The following is a 23,094-nucleotide window of genomic DNA, read 5'->3' on the forward strand; positions in this document are numbered from 1 at the left end:
TCAGAGCCCCAGCTCCTCGTCGAGCATCGCGAACACCTCGTCGTCCGACGCGGCGTCGACATCGACCTGCGCCGCCGTGTCGGTGGCGACGTCGCTGCGGGCCTCGGCCCATCGCGAGCGGAGCACGTCGAGGCGCCCGGCCACCTTCTTGAACAGCTGCTCGTCCACGGTGGCTGCGCTCAGCAGCCCGTCGAGGCGGTCCAGCTCGTCCAGCAGCGACCCGGCACCCGTGGGCTCGCCCAGCGCGAGCTGGTCGAGCAGGTGGGCGGCCAGCTCGGTCGCGGTCGGATAGTCGAACACCACCGTCGCGGCCAGCTGCAGGCCGGTGGCGGCGCCGAGCCGGTTGCGCAGCTCGACGGCGGTCAGCGAGTCGAAGCCGAGTTCCTTGAACGCCCGGTCGGGTTCCACCGTCTCGGGTCCCTCGTGGTCGAGGACAACCGCGACCTGGTGCCGGACGAGGTCCAGCACCGCATCCGCCCGCGCGGCGGGGTCCAGGGCGGCCAGCCGTTCGACCAGGCCCGCCGCCGGTTCCGGCGCGGCGGCACCCCGCCGGGTGCGGCCGCGGACCAGGCCGCGCAGCAGCGGCGCGACCGGGCCGGCACCGCCCAGCACCGCCAGGTTCAGCCGCATCGGCAGCACCGTGGCCTGCGGCGCCCCGAGCGCCGCGTCGAACAGCGCCAACCCGTCCGGCGCCGACAGGGGCGGCATCCCGGCCCGCTGCATCCGGGCCAGGTCCCGCTCCGACAGCATGCTGGGCGATCCGGGCGTTCCGTCGGGCTGGTCCCACGCCCCCCAGGCCATCGACACGGCGGGCTTCCCGGCCGCCCGGCGGTGGGCCGCCAGCGCGTCCAGGAAGGCGTTGGCCGCCGCGTAGTTGCCCTGACCGGCGTTGCCCAGCGTGCCCGACGCCGACGAGAAGACCGCGAACATCCCCGCGTCCGGCAGCAGCTCGTGCAGGTGCCACGCCGCGTCCACCTTGGGTCGCAGCACGGCGGACAGCCGCTGCGGGGTCAGCGAGCCGATCACCCCGTCGTCGAGCACACCCGCGGCATGCACCACCCCCGACACGTCGTGGTCGGCCAGCAACCGGGCCAGCGCCGTACGATCGGCGACGTCGCAGGCCGCGACGGTGACCTGCGCGCCCTGCGCGGTCAGCTCGGCGGCCAGGTCCTCGGCGCCGCCGCTGCGGCTGACCAGCAGCAGGCTGCGGGCGCCCTGCGCCACCAGGTGCCGGGCCACGGTGCGGCCCAGGCCACCGGTGCCGCCGGTGATCAGTACGGTGCCGTCCACGGCCGGCGGCTGCTCCGGTACGGCGGCCCGCGCCAGCCGCGCGGCCAGCACCTGCCCGTCGCGCAGGACCAGTTGCGGCTCGTCGGTGGCCAGCGCCTCCGGCAGCAGCCGATCGTCGGTGTCGGCCAGATCCACCAGGCCGAACCGTCCCGGGTTCTCCGACTGCGCGGAACGCACCAGGCCCCAGACCGCCGCCGCGGCGAGATCCTCGCCCGTGGTGGCGCCGCGGGTGACGAAGACCAGCCTGGTGGGGTCCGGCCGCTCCTGCTGCAGCAGGGCGAGCACTTCGGCCGTGCGCGCGTGCGTGTCGTCCACGACGTGGTCGCCGCCCGCGATCGGCACGAGCACGACGTCGCCGCCGGGTGCGAACCGGTCCGCGAGGCCGTGCCGGTCGGGGCCGAGGACCGTCACCGCCGCGACGCGGCCGCTGGTCGGCACGGGCGTCCACACCAGCTCGAACAGCGAGTCGCGCGCAGAGTCCGCGAACTGCTCGGGCGACACCGCCCGCACGGTCAGCGCGTCGATCGAGGCCACCGGCAGGCCCGTCCGGTCGGCCACGGCGATCGCCATCGCGTCGCCCTGCCGGCGCAGCCGGACCCGGACGGCGCTCGCGCCCGTGGCGTGCAGGGACACTCCGGTCCAGGAGAACGGCAGCCCGCCGTCGCCGTCGCCCTGCGCGGCCAGCATCCACGCGTGCAGGGCGGCGTCCAGCAGGGCCGGGTGCAGCCCGAACCGGCCGGCGTCCACCTCCTCGGGCAGGCCGATCTCCGCGAAGATGTCGTCGCCGTCGCGCCAGAGCGCCCGCAGCCCCTGGAACACCGGGCCGTAGGCGAAACCGACCTCGGCGAGGCGGTCGTAGCCGCCCTCCACCGGCACGGGTTCGGCGCCCGCGGGCGGCCAGGTGGTCGCGTCGAATTCGGCTGGTTCGCCGCCGCTGGTCAGGAATCCTGACGCGTGCTGCGTCCACGGCACCTCGGCTGCGCCTTCGGGCCGCGAATGGACACCGATCGTACGGCGGCCGGTGTCGTCGGCGACCCCGACGGCCACCTGTACCTGTACGGCGCCGTGGTCGGGCAGGATCAGCGGCGCGGCCAGGGTGAGTTCCTCGATGCGATCGCAGCCCACCTCGTCGCCGGCGCGGGTGGCGAGTTCGACGAAGGCGGTGCCGGGCAGCAGGACCTGGCCGTTGACGGCGTGGTCGGCCAGCCACGGGTGGGTGCGCAGCGACAGCCTGCTGGTGAAGAGGTACCCGTCCGAGCCGGCCAGTTCCACGCCCGCGCCGAGCAGCGGGTGGGCGGCGTCGACCAGGCCGAGCCCGGCCGCGTCACCGGCCTTCGGGACGGCCACCGGCCAGTAGACGTCGCGCTGGAACGCGTACGTGGGCAGGTCGACGCGGCGTCCCCCAGCGACCAGCGACGTCCAGTCCACGGCCACGCCCTCGACGTGCAACCGGGCCAGGGCGGTCAGCGCCGTGGTCTCCTCCGGCCGATCGCGGCGCAGCACCGGCACCGCATTATCGACCATCGCCGACAACACCCCGTCCGGGCCGATCTCCACGAACCGGCCGACACCAGCCTCCTGCAGGGCCGCGACATTGTCGGCGAACCGGACCGTGTCGCGGACATGCGACACCCAATACCCCGGATCGGTGACGTCCCCCTGCGCCTGGATCGGGATCCGCGGCTGATGGAACGCCAGCGTTGCCACCGTCTCCCGGAAGTCCTCCAGCATCGGCTCCATCAACACCGAATGGAACGCATGCGACACCGACAACCGCGTTGACTTGGCGAACCGAGCCGCCAGCGCCAGGACCTCATCCTCAACCCCGGACAGCACCACCGCCTCCGGGCCGTTGACCGCCGCGATCGACACCCCATCGGTCAGCAGCGGCAGCACCTCAGCCTCGGACGCCCGCACCGCCACCATCGCCCCGCCGGGCGGCAACTGCTGCATCAACCGGGCCCGCGCCGCGATCAACACACACGCATCCTCCACCGACAGCACCCCGGCCACATGCGCGGCCGCGACCTCACCGATCGAATGCCCCGCCACGAAGTCCGGCCGCACACCCCACGACTCGACCAGCCGGAACAACGCCACCTCGAACGCGAACAACGCCGGCTGCGCCATCCCCGTCTCATCCAGCGCTGTCGAGTCGTCGCCCCAGATCACGTCCTCGACCGGGAGATCGAGGTACAGATTCAGCTCTGACGCCACCACGTCGAACGCCTCCGCGAACACCGGGAACCGGTGGTACAACTCCCGACCCATCCCCAGACGCTGCGAACCCTGACCCGTGAACAGCAACGCCAGCGAGCCGTCGCTGACAGTGCCCCGGGCGACCTCGCGGACACCGTCCGCTGTGGACAGCAGCACCGCCCGGTGCGGGAAACGGGACCGGCCCAGCAACGAGAACCCGACGTCGACCGGCCGCTCGCCGATGCCGCCGAGGCGGGCGATCTGGGCGTCGAGCGACGCCGCGGACCGTGCGGACAGCACCCACGGCACGACCGCCGTGGACGGCTCCGGCGCGGGTTCCGGCTCCGGCCCGGTGGCCTGCTCCAGCAGGAGGTGCACGTTGGTGCCGCTGATCCCGAACGACGACACACCCGCCCGCCGCACGCGGTCCGTCCGCGGCCACGGCCGCGCCTTCGTCAGCAGCTCGACCGCACCCGCTTCCCAGTCGACGTGCGACGACGGCGCGTCCACGTGCAGCGTGGACGGCAGCACACCGTGCCGCATCGCCATCACCATCTTGATCACACCGGCCACACCCGCGGCCGCCTGCGAGTGACCGATGTTCGACTTGATGGAACCCAGCAGCAGCGGAACATCCCGATCCTGACCGTACGTGGCCAGCAGGGCCTGTGCCTCGATCGGGTCGCCCAGCGTGGTTCCCGTGCCGTGTGCCTCCACCGCGTCCACGTCCGCCGGGCGCAGGCCCGCCGAGGCGAGCGCCTGCCGGATCACGCGCTGCTGCGCGGGGCCGTTCGGGGCGGTCAGGCCGTTCGACGCGCCGTCCTGGTTCACCGCACTGCCGCGTACCACGGCCAGGATCCGGTGACCGTTGCGGACCGCGTCGGACCGGCGCTCCAGCAGTACCAGGCCGACGCCCTCGGACCAGCCGACCCCGTCCGCGGTGTCGGAGAACGCCTTGGACCGGCCGTCCGGGGCCAGGCCGCGCTGGCGGGAGAAGCCGACCAGCGCGTTCGGTGAGGACATCACGGTGACGCCGCCCGCCAGGGCCAGGGTGCACTCCCCCGCCCGCAGGGCCTGCATCGCCCAGTGCATCGCGACCAGCGATGACGAGCAGGCCGTGTCGACGGTGACCGACGGGCCCTCGAAGCCGAACGTGTACGACACGCGGCCGGAGGCCACGCTCGGCGACGTACCGGTGACCTGCCCGCCGCCGATCTGCGCGCCGTCCAGCAGCGCCGAGTAGTCGTTGTACATCAGGCCCGTGAAGAAGCCGGTACGGCTGCCCCGCAGGGTCGTCGGGTCGATGCCCGCGTGCTCGATCGCCTCCCACGTGGTCTGCAGCAGCAGGCGTTGCTGCGAGTCGGTCTCCAGCGCCTCCCGCGGGGACATACCGAAGAAGGCGGGGTCGAACTCGGCCGCCTGGTGCAGGAATCCACCCTCCCGCGAGTACGACGTGCCGGGATGGTCGGGGTCCGGGTGGTAGAGGGCGTCGGTGTCCCAGCCGCGGTTGGCCGGGAACTCGGTGATCGCGTCGGTGCCGTCGGACACCAGCCGCCACAGGTCCTCCGGCGAGCTGACACCGCCCGGGTACCGGCATGCCATGCCGACGATGACGATCGGGTCGTCGTCCGTGGACACCGGCGCGGGCAGTGGCGCGGACACCTCGGGGGCCGCGTCGAACAGTTCGTCGTGCAGGTAGCCCGCCAGCGACTCCGATGTCGGATAGTCGAACACCAGGGTCGCGGGCAGCCGCAGACCCGTCACCGCGCCGAGCCGGTTGCGCAGCTCCACCGCGGTCAACGAGTCGAAGCCGAGTTCCTGGAACGCGCGGGCCGGATCCACCGCGCCGGGACCCGCATGCCCGAGCACCGCGGCCACCTCGGCCCGTACCAGGTCCAGCAGTGATTCCCGCCGCCCGGACACGGGCAGGGGCGACAACCGTTGCACCAGGTCCACGGCCGGGCCCGAGCCGATCGCCGAGCGCCGCGACCGCCGCTTCACCAGGCTGCGCCACAGCGGCGCCACCTCGGGCAGGCCGCGCAGCCGGGCGAGGTCGAGGTGCAGCGGCAGCACGGCCGGCCGGTCGGCGTTCAGCGCCGCGTCGAACAGTGCCAGGCCCTGCTCGACCGTCAGCGGCGGCATGCCGGACCGTTCGATCCGCGCCAGGTCCGCCTCGGCCAGGCCGACGGTCCACGCGCCCCACGCGAGCGACACGGCGTGGCGGCCGCCGGCGCGGCGGTGCGCCGCCAGCGCGTCCAGGAACGTGTTGCCCGCGGCGTAGCTGCCCTGTCCCGGGTTGCCGAACGTGCCCGCCGCCGAGGAGAACACGACGAACGCCTTCAGGTCGGGCAGCAGCTCGTGCAGGTGCCAGGCGGCGTCCACCTTCGGGCGCAGCACCGTGGCCAGCCGGTCCGGCGTCAGCGAGCCGATGACACCGTCGTCCAGCACCGCCGCCGCGTGCACCACCGCGGTGAACCGGTACCGGTTCACCAGGTCCGCCAGCGCCGCGCGGTCGGTGACGTCACACGCCTCGACCAGCACGGCGGCGTCCAGTTCCGCGGCCAGGTCCGCTCCGGCGCCGCTGCGGCTGGCCAGCACCATTGTCCGTACGCCCTGGTCGGCGAGGTGCCGCGCGACCAGCCGGCCGAGTCCTCCACCGCCGCCGGTGATCAGGACCGTGTCGTCGGCGTCCCACTGCACGGGCGCGGCCGCCGGGACCCGCACGATGCGCGCCGCGTACACCTCGTCGCGGCGCACCCACAGTTGCGGCTCGTCGGTCGCCAGCGCCCGCGGGATCACCGCGGCGGCGTCGCCGTCGGCGTCCACGAGCACGAACCGGCCCGGGTTCTCCGACTGCGCCGACCGCACGAGACCCCACACGGTGGCGGCCGCCACGTCACGCCCCGACAGGGCGCCGCGGGTCACGAAGACCAGCCGTGCGGCGCCGTTGCGGTCGTCGGCCAACCACTGCTGAATGACAGCCAGGGCCTGCTCCGTGAGGGTGTGCGCGGAATCGACCACGTCGGCGCCGCCGGTGACCTCGTACAGCACCGCGTCGGCTGCCGACGCGCCCCGCTCCGCCCAGGGCACCACCTCGACACCGGCAGCCGGGACCTGCACCGCCGTCCAGTCGACGGCGAACAGCGAGTCGCGGCCGGTCTCGGCGATCTGCTCGGTGGCGGCGCGGGTCGCGAGGGAGTCGATGGAGGCGACCGGACGGCCCGCGGGGTCGGCGACGGCGATCGACATGGTGCCGTCGCCGATGAACGACATCCGGACGCGGACCGCGGTCGCGCCGGTCGCGTGCAGGCTGACACCCTCCCACGCGAACGGCAGACCGGCCCGGGAGTCCCGGCCGAAGCCCGCCGTGTGCAGGACGGCGTCCAGCAGGGCGGGATGCACCCCGTAGCCCGAGACGTCGACGCCCTCGGGCAGGCCGACCTCGGCGTACAGGTCGGTTCCCTGCCGCCAGACGGCGCGCAGACCGTGGAACGCCGGACCGTACTCGAAGCCGGCGGCCGCGAACCGCTCGTAGGTGCCGGTGAGGTCGACCGCCTCGGCGCCGGCGGGCGGCCACACCACGGCGTCGAACGCCGCGGGTTCGCCGCCGGTGGTCAGGGCCCCGGTGGCGTGCTGTACCCAGGCCTCGTCGCGGCGCGAGTAGATGCCGATCGGGCGCCGGCCCTGCGGTCCGGGGCTGCCGAGCCGCAGCTGGAGCTGCACCGTGTCCCGCTCGGGCAGGACGAGCGGCGCGGTCAGGGTGAGTTCGTCGATGCGGTCGCAGCCGACCTCGTCGCCGGCGCGCACTGCCAGTTCGACGAAGGCGGTGCCGGGCAGCAGGACCTGGCCGTTGACGGCGTGGTCGGCCAGCCACGGCTGGGAACGCACGGACAGTGCGCTGGTGAACAGGTAGCCGTCGTCGCCGGTGAGTTCGACCATGGCGCCGAGTAGTGGGTGGCCGGTGGTGTGCAGGCCGGCGGATTCGAGGTCGGCCGTGACGGTGCCGCCGGACGGCCAGTAGACGTCGCGCTGGAACGCGTACGTGGGCAGGTCGACGCGGCGTCCGCCGGCGACCAGCGGCGTCCAGTCCACCGTGACGCCGTCGACGTGCAACCGAGCCAGGGCGGTCAGCGCCGTGGTCTCCTCCGGCCGGTCCCGTCGCAGCATCGGGACCGCCGTCGCGTCCCCGACCATGGCGGACAGGACTCCGTCCGGGCCGATCTCCAGGAACCTGGTCACGCCGTGTGCCGCGAGCGCCGCGAGGTTGTCGGCGAACCGGACCGTGTCCCGCACGTGCGACACCCAATACTCCGGGTCGGTGACGTCCCCCTGCGCCTGGATCGGGATCCGCGGCTGGTGGAACGTCAGCGTTGCCACCGTCTCCCGGAAGTCGTCCAGCATCGGCTCCATCAACACCGAATGGAACGCATGCGACACACTCAGCCGCTTGTGCTCCCAGCGCGTGGCCAGGGCCAGGACCTCATCCTCGACACCGGACAGCACCACGGCCCCGGGGGCGTTGACCGCCGCGATCGACACCCCGTCGGTCAGCAGCGGCAGCACCTCAGCCTCGGACGCCTGCACCGCCACCATCGCCCCGCCGGGCGGCAACTGCTGCATCAACCGGGCCCGCGCCGCGATCAACACACACGCATCCTCCACCGACAGCACCCCGGCCACATGCGCGGCCGCGACCTCACCGATCGAATGCCCCGCCACGAAGTCCGGCCGCACACCCCACGACTCGACCAGCCGGAACAACGCCACCTCGAGCGCGAACAACGCCGGCTGGGCCATCCCCGTCTCGTCCAGGGCTGTCGAGTCGTCGCCCCAGATCACGTCTTCGATCGGGAGATCGAGGTACAGGTTCAGCTCTGACGCCACCGCGTCGAACGCCTCTGCGAACACCGGGAACCGGTGGTACAACTCCCGGCCCATCCCCAGACGCTGCGAACCCTGACCCGTGAACAGCAACGCCAGCGAGCCGTCATTGACAGTGCCCCGGGCCACCTCGCGGACACCGTCCGCTGTGGACAGCAGTACCGCCCGGTGCGGGAAACGGGACCGGCCCAGCAGCGAGAACCCGACGTCGACCGGCCGCTCGCCGAGCCCGTCCAGCTGGGCGATCTGGGCGTCCAGGGCGGCGGTTGACTTCGCCGACACGACATACGGCACGACGGCGAAGGACTCGACCGGGTCTGGCACGGCAACTGCGGGCCCCTGCTCGATCACCACGTGGGCGTTCGTGCCGCTGAGCCCGAACGACGACACACCGGCCCGCCGGACCCGGCCCGTCTGCGGCCACTCCCGCGACTCCGTCAGCAGCTCGACCGCACCGGCCTCCCAGTCGACGTGCGACGACGGCGCATCCACGTGCAGCGTGGACGGCAGCACACCGTGCCGCATCGCCATCACCATCTTGATCACACCAGCCACACCCGCAGCCGCCTGCGTATGACCAATGTTCGACTTGACCGAACCCAGCAACAGCGGGATCTCGCGACCCTGGCCGTAGGTGGCCAGTAGCGCCTGGGCCTCGATCGGGTCACCCAGCGTCGTACCCGTGCCGTGCGCCTCCACGACATCCACATCAGCCGTGGACAGGCCGCCACTGGCCAACGCCTGCCGGATCACCCGCTGCTGCGACGGACCATTCGGCGCGGTCAGACCATTCGACGCACCGTCCTGGTTCACCGCCGAGCCACGGACGACAGCCAGGACCTCGTGACCGTTGCGGACCGCGTCGGACCGGCGCTCCAGGAGCACCAGGCCGATGCCCTCGGACCAGCCGACCCCGTCCGCGCCGTCCGCGAACGCCTTGGACCGGCCGTCCGGGGCCAGGCCGCGCTGGCGGGAGAACCCGACGAACGCCTGCGGCGACGACATGACGGTCACGCCACCGGCCAGCGCGAGGGTGCACTCCCCCGCCCGCAGGGCCTGCGCCGCGAGGTGCATCGCCACCAGCGACGACGAACACGCCGTGTCCAGCGTCACGGCCGGGCCCTCGAACCCGAACGCGTATGCCACGCGGCCGGAGGCGACGCTGCCGGAGCTGCCCTGGCTCTGGTAGCCCTCGGCGCTCTCACCGCCGGCGACCAGCATGCCGTAGTCGTTGTACATCACGCCGGCGAACACTCCGGTCCGGCTGCCCCGCAGTGACGCGGGGTCGATCCCGGCCCGTTCGAGCGTCTCCCATGTGGTCTGCAGGAGCAGACGCTGTTGCGCATCGGTGGCCAGCGCTTCGCGGGGCGACATCCCGAAGAAGTCCGGGTCGAACTCGCCCGCGTCGTGCAGGAACCCGCCGTGCCGGGTGTACGACGTACCCGGGTGATCCGGGTCCGGATCGTAGAGGCGGTCGACGTCCCAACCGCGGTTCGTCGGGAACTCGGTGATCGCGTCGGTGCCCTCCGACACCAGGCGCCACAGCTCCTCCGGCGAACCCACCCCACCGGGGAACCGGCACGCCATGCCGACGATCACGATCGGGTCGTCGGCGGTGGACACCAGCGCCGGCAGCGGGGTGCCCGTCTCGGGAGCGGACTCGAACAGCTCGTCCATCAGGTACCCGGCCAGCACCTCGGAGGTCGGGTAGTCGAACACCAGGGTCGCGGGCAGGCGCAGGCCGGTGGCCGTACCGATCCGGTTGCGCAGCTCCACCGCGGTCAGCGAGTCGAAGCCCAGCTCGCGGAACGCGCGGACCGGGTCCACCGCGTCCGGGCCCGCGTGGCCCAGCACGGCAGCGACCTCGACGCGTACCAGTTCCAGCAGCGCCTCCCGCCGCGCTGGCGCGGGCAACGGCGACAGCCGGGCGACGAGTCCCGACGCGGCCGCCGACTGGGTGACCGGCCGGCGGGTGCGAACCCGGATCAGTCCCCGCAGCAGCGGGGGAATCTCGTCGCGGGCGCGCAGGGCGGCGAGGTCGAGGCGGAACGGCAGGACGAGGGCGCGGTCGGCGCCGAGCGCGGCGTCGAACAATGCGAGGCCCTGCGCGGCGGTCAAGGGCGGCATGCCCGACCGTTCGATCCGGGTCACGTCCGCCTCGGACAGGGTTTCGGCCAGGCCGACGGTCCACGCGCCCCACGCCAGCGACACGGCGTGTCGGCCGCTCGCCCGACGGTGGGCGGCCAGCGCGTCGAGGAACGCGTTGGCTGCCGCGTAGTTGCCCTGTCCGGCGTTGCCGAAGGTGCCGGCGGCCGAGGAGAACAGCACGAACGCCTTCAGGTCGGGCAGCAGCTCGTGCAGAAGCCACGCGGCGTCCACCTTCGGCCGCAACACCGCGCCCACGCGCTCCGCCGTCAACGACCCGATCACACCGTCATCCAGCACCGCCGCCGCGTGCACCACCGCCGTGATCCGGTGCCGGGCCACCAACTGGGCGAGCGCAGCCCGATCCGTGACGTCACACGCCTCGACCACCACCGCGGCGTCCAGTTCCGCAGCCAGCTCCGCCCCGCCACCACTACGGCTCGCCAACACCAGCCGTCCGACACCCAGACCCGAGAGATGACGGGCGACCAGACCACCGAGACTCCCGCCACCACCGGTGATCAGCACGGTGTCGTCGGCGTCCCACACCACCGGCTCCGCCGCCGCGACCCGGGACAAGCGGGCTGCGAACAGCGCACCGTCACGCACAACCAGCTGCGGCTCGTCGGCCGCCAATGCCCGCGCCAGCACATCCGTGTCGGCGTCGCCGTCGAGGTCCAGCAGGGTGAACCGGCCCGGATTCTCCGACTGCGCCGACCGCACCAACCCCCACACCGCAGCCGCCGCCACATCCGCACCCGTCGTCGCGCCCCGCGTCACGAACGCCAACCGGGACCCGTCGAACCGCCGATCCGCCAGCCACCGCTGGACGACCTCCAGCACCGACGTCGTCAGCGCGTGCACCGACTCCACGACATCGGCGCCGCCGGTGACCTCGTAGGTCACCACGGCGGGGACGGAGTCGCCGACCTCGTCCCATCGCGCGGCCTCGACCGGCTCGGCCCGCGGGGTGAGTGGTTTCCAGTCGAGCCCGAACAGCGAGTCCCGTCCGTCGGTGGTCTGCTCTGTGGCGGGTACGCGGGTCGTCAGTGCGTCGACCGACACGACCGGGCGGCCCGCGGGGTCGGCGACGGCGATCGACAGGATGCCGTCGCCGATGAACGACAGGCGGACGCGGACCGCCGTCGCGCCGGTCGCGTGCAGGCTGACGCCTTCCCAGGCGAACGGCAGCGCGCTGCGGGAGTCCTCGCCGAAGCCGGCGGTGTGCAGGACGGCGTCGAGCAGGGCGGGATGCACCCCGTACCCGGAAGTGTCCGTGCCGTCGGGCAGGCGAACCTCGGCGAACAGGTCGCCGCCGCGCCGCCACACGGCGCGCAGGCCCTGGAAGGCCGGACCGTACGCGAAGCCGCCGGCCTCGAACCGCTCGTAGCCGCCGGTGACATCGACGGGCTCGGCGCCCGTGGGCGGCCACACCATCGCGTCGAACGGCGCCGGGGTGCCGCCGGTGGTCAGGAAGCCTGTCGCGTGTTGCACCCAGGTCTCGTCCTGCCAGGAGTGCACCGCCACGGCACACCGGTGGGATTCGTCGGCGGCGTCGACGCTCACCTGCAGCTGCACCGAGGCGTCGACCGGCAGCACCAGCGGCGCCGTCAGGGTCAGTTCGTCGATGCGGTCGCAGCCGACCTCGTCGCCGGCGCGCAGGGCCAGTTCGACGAACGCGGTGCCGGGCAGCAGGACCTGGCCGTTGACGGCGTGGTCGGCCAGCCAGGGCTGGGTGCGCAGTGACAGCCTGCTGGTGAACAGGTGACCGGCCGACCCGGCCAGCTCGACGCCCGCGCCGAGCAGCGGGTGGTCGGCGGGGCGCAGACCGGCGGCGGCCAGGTCGGTCGCGACGGCACCGCCGGTCGGCCAGAACCGCAGCCGCTGGAACGCGTACGTGGGCAGGTCGACGCGGCGTCCGCCGGCGACCAGCGGCGTCCAGTCCACCGTGACGCCGTCGACGTGCAGCCGGGCCAGGGCGGTCAGCGCCGTGGTCTCCTCCGGCCGGTCCCGTCGCAGCATCGGGACCGCCGTCGCGTCCCCGACCATGGCGGACAGGACTCCGTCCGGGCCGATCTCCAGGAACCTGGTGACGCCGTGTGCCGCGAGCGCCGCGAGGTTGTCGGCGAAGCGGACCGTGTCCCGCACGTGCGACACCCAATACTCCGGGTCGGTGACGTCCCCCTGCGCCTGGATCGGGATCCGCGGCTGGTGGAACGTCAGCGTTGCCACCGTCTCCCGGAAGTCGTCCAGCATCGGCTCCATCAACACCGAATGGAACGCATGCGACACACTCAGCCGCTTGTGCTCCCAGCGCACCGCCAGGGCCAGGACCTCATCCTCAACCCCGGACAGCACCACCGCCTCCGGGCCGTTGACCGCCGCGATCGACACCCCCGCCGTCAGCAGCGGCAGCACGTCGGCCTCGGAGGCCCGGACCGCCACCATGGCGCCACCGGCGGGCAGCGCCTGCATCAGCCGGGCCCGCGCCGCGATCAACGCGCACGCGTCCTCCAGCGACAGCACCCCGGCGGCGTGGGCGGCCGCGATCTCACCGATCGAGTGACCGGCCAGGAAGTCGGGGCGCACACCCCACGACTCGACCAGCCGGAACAACGCCACTGCGAGCGCGAACAACGCCGGCTGCGCCATCCCCGTCTCGTCCAGCGCTGTCGAGTCGTCGCCCCAGATCACGTCCTCGACCGGGAGATCGAGGTACAGGTTCAGCTCTGACGCCACCGCGTCGAACGCCTCCGCGAACGCCGGGAACCGGTGGTACAAGTCCCGGCCCATCCCCAGACGCTGCGAACCCTGACCCGTGAACAGCAACGCCAGCGAGCCGTCGGTGACGCTGCCGCGCGCGGCCTCGACAACGCCGTCCGCGCTGGCGAGCAACACGGCCCGGCGCGGGAGCAGGGACCTGGTGGTGACGAGCGAGAACGCGATGTCCAGGGCCGGCTTGTCGCTTGCCGTGATCTGGGCGATCTGGGCGTCCAGGGCGGTGGCCGACTTGGCCGACACCACCCACGGCACCACCCCTCCCACGTCCACCGACCCGGGCTCGACAACCACCGGACCCTGCTCCACCACGACATGCGCGTTGGTGCCACTGATCCCGAACGACGACACACCCGCCCGCCGCACCCGACCCGTCAACGGCCACTCCCGCGACTCCGTCAACAGCTCAACCGCACCGGCCTCCCAGTCGACATGCGACGACGGCGCATCCACATGCAACGTCGACGGCAGCACACCGTGCCGCATCGCCATCACCATCTTGATCACACCAGCCACACCCGCAGCCGCCTGCGTATGACCAATGTTCGACTTGACCGAACCCAGCAACAGCGGAACATCCCGATCCTGACCATAGGTGGCCAGTAGCGCCTGGGCCTCGATCGGGTCACCCAACGTCGTACCCGTGCCGTGCGCCTCCACGACATCCACATCAGCCGTGGACAGACCGCCACTGGCCAACGCCTGCCGGATCACCCGCTGCTGCGACGGACCATTCGGCGCGGTCAGGCCATTCGACGCACCGTCCTGGTTCACCGCGCTACCACGGACGACAGCCAGGACCCCATGACCGTTGCGGACCGCGTCGGAGAGCCGTTCCAGGACGAGCAGGCCGACGCCCTCGCCCCAGCCCACGCCGTCGGCGCCGTCCGCGAACGCCTTGGAGCGGCCATCCGGGGCCAGGCCGCGCTGGCGGGAGAACTCGATGAAGGTGCCGGGCGAGGACATGACAGTGACACCGCCGGCCAGTGCGAGGGTGCACTCCCCCGCCCGCAGCGCCTGCATCGCCCAGTGCATCGCCACCAGCGACGAGGAACACGCCGTGTCGACGGTGACGGCCGGGCCCTCGAAGCCGAACGTGTACGCGACGCGGCCGGAGGCGAGGCTGCCGGAGCTGCCCATGCCGCGCTGGCCGTCGAAGTCCTTGGGGTCGAGCATGTGCGCGTAGTCGTTGTACATGACGCCGGCGAAGAATCCGGTCCGGCTGCCGCGCAGCGACGCCGGGTCGATCCCGGCCCGTTCGAGCGCCTCCCACGTGGTCTGCAGCAGCAGACGTTGCTGCGAGTCCGTGGCCAGCGCCTCGCGGGGCGACATCCCGAAGAAGTCCGGGTCGAAGTCACCCGCGTCGTGCAGGAACCCGCCGTGCCGGGTGTACGAGGTGCCGGCGTTGTCGGGGCTGGGGTCGTAGAGGTGCTCGGTGTGCCAGCCGCGGTTGGTCGGGAACTCGGTGATCGCGTCGGTGCCCTCCGAGACCAGGCGCCACAGCTCCTCCGGCGAACTCACGCCACCGGGGAACCGGCATGCCATCCCCACGATCACGACCGGGTCGTCGGTGGTGGACACAAGCGCCGGCAGCGTCGTGTCCCCCTCGGCGGTGCTGTCGAACAGCTCGCCGAGCAGGTACGCCGACAGCACCTCGGAGGTCGGGTAGTCGAACACGAGGGTCGCGGGCAGGCGCAGGCCGGTGGCCGTACCGAGCCGGTTGCGCAGTTCCACCGCGGTCAGCGAGTCGAAGCCCAGGTCGCGGAACGCCCGGCCGGGGTCGACGGCACCGGGGCCCGCGTGCCCGAGCACTCCGGCCACCTCGGCGCGTACCAGGTCCAGCAGCGTCTCCCGCCGGGCCGCCGCTGCCAACGGCGACAGCCGGGCCACCAGGTCGGCGGCCGGCTGCGATCCCGCGGCCGTGCGCCGTACGCGCCGCCTGACCAGGCCCCGCCACAACGGCGCAACCTCGGGCAGGGCCCGCAGCACCGGCAGCTCGACGCGCAGCGGCAGTACTGTCGCGTGCGCGGCGCCGACGGCCGCGTCGAACAGCGCCAGTCCCTGTGCGGCGGTCAGTGGCGGCATGCCGGATCGTGCTATCCGCGCCCGATCCGCCTCGGCCAGCGTCCCGGCGAGGCCGACGGTCCACGCGCCCCAGGCCATCGACACGGCGGGTGCCCCGGCCGCCCGCCGGTGCTGCGCCAGCGCGTCGAGGAAGGCGTTGGCGGCCGCGTAGCCGCCCTGCCCCGGGTTTCCGAAGGTGCCGGCCGCCGAGGAGAACAGCACGAACGCCTTCAGGTCGGGGAGCAGCTCGTGCAGGTGCCAGGCCGCGTCGGCCTTGGGGCGCAGCACGGCGGCCACCCGTTCCGGCGTCAGCGAGCCGATGACGCCGTCGTCGAGGACCGCCGCCGCGTGCACCACCGCCGTGATCCGGTGCCGGGCCACCAGCCGGGCCAACGCCTCCCGATCCGTGACGTCGCACGCCTCGACCACCACAGCAGCGTCCACCTCGGCGGCAAGCTCGGCCCCGCCACCACTACGGCTCGCCAACACCAGCGTCCCGACTCCCCGGTCCGCCAGATGCCGAGCGACCAGACCACCCAGACCACCCGACGCACCAGTGATCAACACCGTGTCGTCGGCATCCCACACCACCGGCGCCGCCGCCACCACCCGCGACAACCGGGCCGCGAACAACTCACCCGCACGCACCACCAGCTGCGGCTCATCCGAGGCCAACGCCCGCGGAATCACCGCATCGCCGTCCACATCCACCAGCACGAACCGGCCCGGATTCTCCGACTGCGCCGACCGCACCAACCCCCACACCGCAGCCGCCGCCACATCCGCACCCGTCGTCGCGCCCCGCGTCACGAACGCCAACCGGGACCCGTCGAACCGCCGATCCGCCAGCCACCGCTGAACAACCCCCAACACCGACGCCGTCAGCGCGTGCACCGACTCCACCACATCGGCGCCGCCGGTCACCTCGTAGGTCACGACGGCGGGGACGGACTCACCCAGGTCCGCCCAGGGCACCAGGTCGACTTCGGCGGCCGGGGTCCGGACCGGCACCCAGTCGACGCCGAACATCGAGTCCTGGACGTCGCCGGTGGTGCCGACCGGGTCGGTGGTGCCGATCGGGCGTACGGCGAGGGAGCCGATGTGGGCCACGGGGAGGCCGGTGGTGTCGGCGATCGCGATGGACATGGTGCCGTCGCCGTGCGGTGACACGCGGGCCCGGACGGCTGCCGCGCCGCTGGCGTACAGCGTCACGGCCTCCCAGGAGAAGGGCAGACCGTTGGTGTCGCGTGCGCCGAACCCGGCCGTGTGCAGCACCGCGTCGAGCAGGGCGGGATGCAGTCCGAAGTTGTCGGCGGCCACGCCCTGCGGCAGCGCGACGTCGGCATAGACGTCGTCGCCCTGCCGCCAGACCGCGCGCAGGCCCTGGAAGGCCGGGCCGTACGCGAAACCGGACGCCGCGAACCGCTCGTAGCAGCCGGTGACATCGACCGGCTCGGCGCCGGCCGGTGGCCACACCGTGGCGTCGAATGTCGCGGGGGCGCCGCCGGTGCTGAGGAGTCCGGTCGCGTGTTGCGTCCAGGTGTCGGGCGCTGCTTCGGGGCGGGCGTGAATGCCGATGGTGCGGCGGCCGGTGTCGTCGGGGGCGGCGACGGCCACCTGCAGCTGGACCGCACCGTCGTCGGGCAGCACCAGCGGCGCGGCCAGGGTGAGTTCCTCGACCTGGTCGCAGCCGACCTCGTCACCGGCGCGCAGGGCCAGTTCGACGAAGGCGGTGCCGGGCAGCAGGACTTGGCCGTTGATGACGTGGTCGGCCAGCCAGGGGTGGGTGCGCAGCGAGATCCTGCTGGTGAAGAGGTATCCGTCCGCGCCGGCCAGCTCGACGCTCGCGCCGAGCAGCGGGTGGGCGGCGTCGGCGAGACCGAGCCCGGCCGGGTCGCCGGCCTGGTGGCTCGCCGTGGGCCAGTAGGTCTCCCGCTGGAATGCGTACGTGGGCAGGTCGACGCGGCGTCCCCCAGCGACCAGCGACGTCCAGTCCACCGCCACGCCCTCGACGTGCAACCGGGCCAGGGCGGTCAGCGCCGTGGTCTCCTCCGACCGATCGCGGCGCAGCACCGGCACCGCGTTGTCGACCATCGCCGACAACACCCCGTCCGGGCCGATCTCCACGAACCGGCCGACACCAGCCTCGTGCAGGGCCGCGACATTGTCGGCGAACCGGACCGTGTCCCGCACGTGCGACACCCAATACCCCGGGTCGGTGACGTCACCGGTCGCCTGGATCGGGATCCGGGGCTGGTGGAACGTCAGCGTTGCCACCGTCTCCCGGAAGTCCTCCAGCATCGGCTCCATCAACACCGAATGGAACGCATGCGACACCGACAACCGCGTTGACTTGGCGAACCGAGCCGCCAGCGCCAGGACCTCATCCTCAACCCCGGACAGCACCACCGCCTCCGGGCCGTTGACCGCCGCGATCGACACCCCCGCCGTGAGCAGCGGCAGCACGTCGGCCTCGGAGGCCCGGACCGCGACCATCGCCCCGCCGGGCGGCAGCTGCTGCATCAATCGGGCCCGCGCCGCGATCAACGCGCACGCGTCCTCGACCGACAGCACCCCGGCCACGTGCGCGGCCGCGACCTCACCGATCGAGTGACCGGCCAGGAAGTCGGGGCGCACACCCCACGACTCGACCAGCCGGAACAACGCCACCTCGAGCGCGAACAACGCCGGCTGCGCCATCCCCGTCTCATCCAACGCGGCGGCGTCGTCGCCCCACACCACATCCAGGGACAGACCCAACTCCGTCGCCACCGCGTCGAAGGCTTCCGCGAACACCGGGAACCGGTGGTACAACTCCCGGCCCATTCCCGGGCGCTGCGAGCCCTGCCCGGTGAACAGGAACGCGAGGGAGCCCTCGGTGAGGGTGCCGCGTGCCACCTCTTGCACACCGTCGGGGCTCGCCAGGAGGACGGCACGCCAGTCGAGGTTCGCCCGGCCGGTCACCAGCGAGTAGGCGACGTCGACGGGGGCGTGTGCGACGGTGCCGAGACGGGCGATCTGGGCGTCCAGGGCGGTGGCCGACTTGGCCGACACCACCCACGGCACCACCCCTCCCACGTCCACCGACCCGGGCTCGACAACCACCGGACCCTGCTCCACCACGACATGCGCGTTGGTGCCACTGATCCCGAACGACGACACACCCGCCCGCCGCACCCGGCCCGTCAACGGCCACTCCCGCGACTCCGTCAACAGCTCAACCGCACCGGCCTCCCAGTCGACATGCGACGACGGCGCATCCACATGCAACGTCGACGGCAGCACACCGTGCCGCATCGCCATCACCATCTTGATCACACCAGCCACACCCGCAGCCGCCTGCGTATGACCAATATTCGACTTGACCGAACCCAGCAACAGCGGAACATCCCGATCCTGACCATAGGTGGCCAGTAGCGCCTGGGCCTCGATCGGGTCACCCAACGTCGTACCCGTGCCGTGCGCCTCCACGACATCCACATCAGCCGTGGACAGACCGCCACTGGCCAACGCCTGCCGGATCACCCGCTGCTGCGACGGACCATTCGGCGCGGTCAGACCATTCGACGCACCGTCCTGGTTCACCGCACTGCCGCGCATCACGGCCAGGATCCGGTGGCCGTGGCGGACGGCGTCGGACCGGCGCTCCAGGAGCAGCAGGCCGATACCCTCGGACCAGCCGACCCCGTCCGCGCCGTCCGCGAACGCCTTGCTGCGGCCGTCTGTCGACAGGCCGCGCTGGCGGGAGAATCCGACGAAGGCCTGCGGCGACGACATGACGGTCACGCCACCGGCCAGTGCGAGGGTGCACTCCCCCGCCCGCAGGGCCTGCGCCGCAAGGTGCATCGCCACCAGCGACGACGAACATGCCGTGTCGACGGTGACGGCCGGGCCTTCGAAGCCGAACGTGTACGCCACCCGTCCGGACGCGATGCTGCCCGAGCTGCCCTGACCCTGGTAGCCCTCCGCACCTTCACCGCCGGACAGCAACAGGCCGTAGTCGTTGTACATGACACCGGCGAACACCCCGGTCCGGCTGCCGCGCAGCGACACCGGGTCGATCCCGGCCCGCTCGAGGACCTCCCACGAGGTCTCCAGGAGCAGACGCTGTTGCGCATCGGTGGCCAGCGCCTCCCGGGGCGACATCCCGAAGAAGTCCGGGTCGAACTCGCCCGCGTCGTGCAGGAACCCGCCGTGCCGGGTGTACGACGTGCCGGGGTGGTCGGGGTCCGGATCGTAGAGGCCGTCGACGTCCCAACCGCGGTTCGTCGGGAACTCGGTGATCGCGTCGGTGCCCTCCGACACCAGACGCCACAGCTCCTCCGGCGAACCCACCCCACCGGGGAACCGGCACGCCATGCCGACGATCACGATCGGATCGTCGGCGGTGGACACCAGCGCCGGCAGCGGCGTCGCCGCGTCCGGTGCCGCGTCGAACAACTCGGCCAGCAGGTGCGCGGACAGCAGCTCGGAGGTCGGGTAGTCGAACACCAGGGTCGCGGGCAGGCGCAGACCGGTGGCCGTACCGATCCGGTTGCGCAGCTCCACCGCCGTGAGCGAGTCGAAGCCCAGGTCCCGGAACGCTCGGTGGGGATCGACGGTGGCGGCTCCGGCCCGTCCGAGCACGGCGGCCACCTCGGACCGTACCAGGTCGATCATGGCCGACGTCCGCTCGCTGTCGTCCATGGCGGCCAGTCGTTGCGTCAGTCCCGCCGCGGCGGCGGATCCGCCGGCCTGCCGGCGGGCCCGGGCGCGGAGCAGGCCCCGCAGCAGCGCAGGCACCTCGCCCCGCGTCCGCAGCGCGGACAGGTCGAGCGGGAACGGCAGCACGGTGGCCGGTTCGGAGTTCAGGGCGGCGTCGAACAACGCGAGTCCCTGTGCGGGGGTCAGGGGTGGCATGCCGGCCCGGGTCATCCGTGCGAGGTCGGTTTCGGCCAGCGTGCCGGCGAGGCCGATGGTCCACGCGCCCCAGGCCATCGACACGGCGGGTGCTCCGGCCGCCCGCCGGTGCTGCGCCAGCGCGTCCAGGAAGGCGTTGGCGGCCGCGTAGCCGCCCTGTCCGGGTGCGCCGATCGTGGCGGCGGCCGAGGAGAACAGCACGAACGCTTTCAGGTCGGGCAGCAGCTCGTGCAAATGCCACGCGGCGTCCACCTTCGGGCGCAACACTGCGCCCACGCGCTCCGGCGTCAGCGAGCCGATGACGCCGTCGTCGAGGACCGCCGCCGCGTGCACCACCGCCGTGATCCGATGCCGGGCCACCAGCCGGGCCAACGCCTCCCGATCCGTGACGTCGCACGCCTCGACCACCACAGCAGCGTCCACCTCGGCGGCAAGCTCGGCCCCGCCACCGCTGCGGCTCGCCAGCACCAGCGTCCCGACTCCCCGGTCCGCCAGATGCCGAGCGACCAGACCACCCAGACCACCCGACGCACCAGTGATCAGCACCGTGTCCGAACCATCCCACGCCACCGGCTCCGCCGCGGCCACCCGCGACAACCGGGCCGCGAACAACTCACCATCACGCACCACCAGCTGCGGCTCATCCGAGGCCAACGCCCGCGGAATCACCGCATCGCCGTCCACATCCACCAGCACGAACCGGCCCGGATTCTCCGACTGCGCCGACCGCACCAACCCCCACACCGCAGCCGCCGCCAGATCCCCACCCGTCGTCGCGCCCCGCGTCACGAACGCCAACCGGGACCCGTCGAACCGCCGATCCGCCAGCCACCGCTGAACAACACCCAACACCGACGCCGTCAGCGCGTGCACCGACTCCACCACATCACCGCCGCCGGCCACCTCGTAGGTCACCACGGCCGGGACGGAGTCGCCGAGGTCGTGCCACGAGGCCGACTCCACACTGCTGGGCGGGAGCTGGACGGGTACCCAGTCGACGGCGAACAGGGAATCCCGGCCGATGCCGGGCACGGCCGTCGGTTCGGCGGCGTCGGCCGGGCGGACCGCCAGGGAGCCGATGGCCGCCACCGGGGCGCCGGTGATGTCGGCGATGACGATGGACATCGTCCGGTCGCCGACCGGTGACACCCGGACCCGGACCGCGTCGGCGCCGGTGGCGTACAGCGACACGTCCTCCCAGGCGAAGGGCAGGCCGCTGGTGTCGAGGATGCCGAAGCCGGCCGTGTGCAGCACCGCGTCGAGCAGGGCCGGGTGCAGTCCGAAGTTGTCGGCGGCCACGCCCTGCGGCAGCGCGACGTCGGCGTAGACGTCGTCGCCCTGCCGCCACACCGCGCGCAGGCCCTGGAACGCCGGACCGTACGCGAAACCGTTCGCGGCGAGCCGCGGGTAGACGCCGGTGATCTCCACCGGCTCGGCTCCGGCCGGTGGCCACACCGCGGCGTCGAACATGGCCGCGTCGAATGTTGCCGCGTCGCCGCCGGTGCTGAGGAGCCCTGTCGCGTGCCGCGTCCAGGTATCGGCCGCGCCCTCGGGATGTGCGTAGACGTCGATCGCGCGGCGGCCCGCATCGTCGGCGGGCGCGAGTGACACCTGCAGCCGTACCGCGCTGTCGGCGGGCAGGACCAGCGGTGCGGCGAGGGTGAGTTCGTCGATGCGGTGGTAGCCGGTCTCCTCGCCCGCCCGCAATGCCAGTTCGACGAAGGCGCTGCCGGGCAGCAGGACCCGGCCGTCGACGACGTGGTCGGCCAGCCACGGGTGGGTGCGCAGCGACAGCCTGCTGGTGAACAGGTATCCGTCCGAACCGGCGACCTCCATCGCCGCGCCCAGCAGCGGATGGCCCACGTCGGAGAGCCCGAGCTGTGCGGTGTCCGCCGGGCGCGTGACGGGTGGCGCCCAGAACCATTCGTTCTGGAACGCGTATGTCGGCAGGTCGATCCGCCGCCCACCGGCGACCAGCGGCGCCCAGTCCACCCCGACCCCGGCCACATGCAGCCTCGCCAACGCGGTCAGCGCCGTCGTCTCCTCCGACCGGTCCCGGCGCAGCACCGGCACCACCACGGCCTCATCCGGCACCAGCCCGCCGACCATCCCCGACAACACCCCGTCGGGACCGACCTCCAGAAACCGGGACACCCCCCGCCCGGTCAACGCCGCCAGGTTATCGGCAAAGCGGACCGTGTCCCGGACATGCGACACCCAGTACTCCGGATCCGTCACCTCCCCCGACACCACCAGCGGAATCCGCGGCTCGTGGAACGACAACCCGCACACCACCTGCCGGAACTCATCCAGCATCGGCTCCATCAACACCGAATGGAACGCATGCGACACCTTCAGCCGGGTGTGCTTCCACCCCCCCGCCACCGCCAGGACCTCAGCCTCAACCCCGGACAACACCACCGCATCCGGACCATTCACCGCCGCGACCGACACCCCCGCCGACAGCAACGGCAACACCTCGGCCTCCGAGGCCCGCACCGCCACCATCGCCCCACCCGACGGCAACCCCTGCATCAACCGCGCCCGCGCGGTGATCAGCGCGCACGCATCAGCCAGCGACAACACCCCCGCCACATGCGCCGCCGCCACCTCACCGATCGAATGCCCCGCCAGGAAATCGGGCCGCACACCCCACGACTCCACCAACCGGAACAGGCCCACCTCCAACGCGAACAACGCCGGCTGCGCCAACCCCGTCGCCTCCAACGCCGCCGCGTCATCACCCCACACCACGTCCGTCAGCGGCAGACCCAACTCCGCCGCCACCGCGTCGAAGGCATCCGCGAACACCGGGAACCGGGCCGCCAACTCCCGACC

1 protein-coding gene (running past one end of the window) is annotated in these 23,094 nt (G+C 72.7%); it reads right to left on the minus strand.

Annotation, left to right across the window (positions count from 1 at the left end):
• A protein-coding gene (locus ACMCNN_RS15825) for an SDR family NAD(P)-dependent oxidoreductase (RefSeq protein ID WP_412746973.1) crosses the window boundary here: on the minus strand, positions 1 to 23,094 show its 3' portion. It continues 6,765 nt past the right edge of the window; the window shows 23,094 of its 29,859 coding nt (coding positions 6,766–29,859); the start codon falls outside the window, past its right edge; it ends in the stop codon at positions 1 to 3.

The organism is Krasilnikovia sp. MM14-A1004, assembly GCF_047159485.1.
In the GTDB taxonomy this organism is placed as follows: domain Bacteria; phylum Actinomycetota; class Actinomycetes; order Mycobacteriales; family Micromonosporaceae; genus Actinoplanes.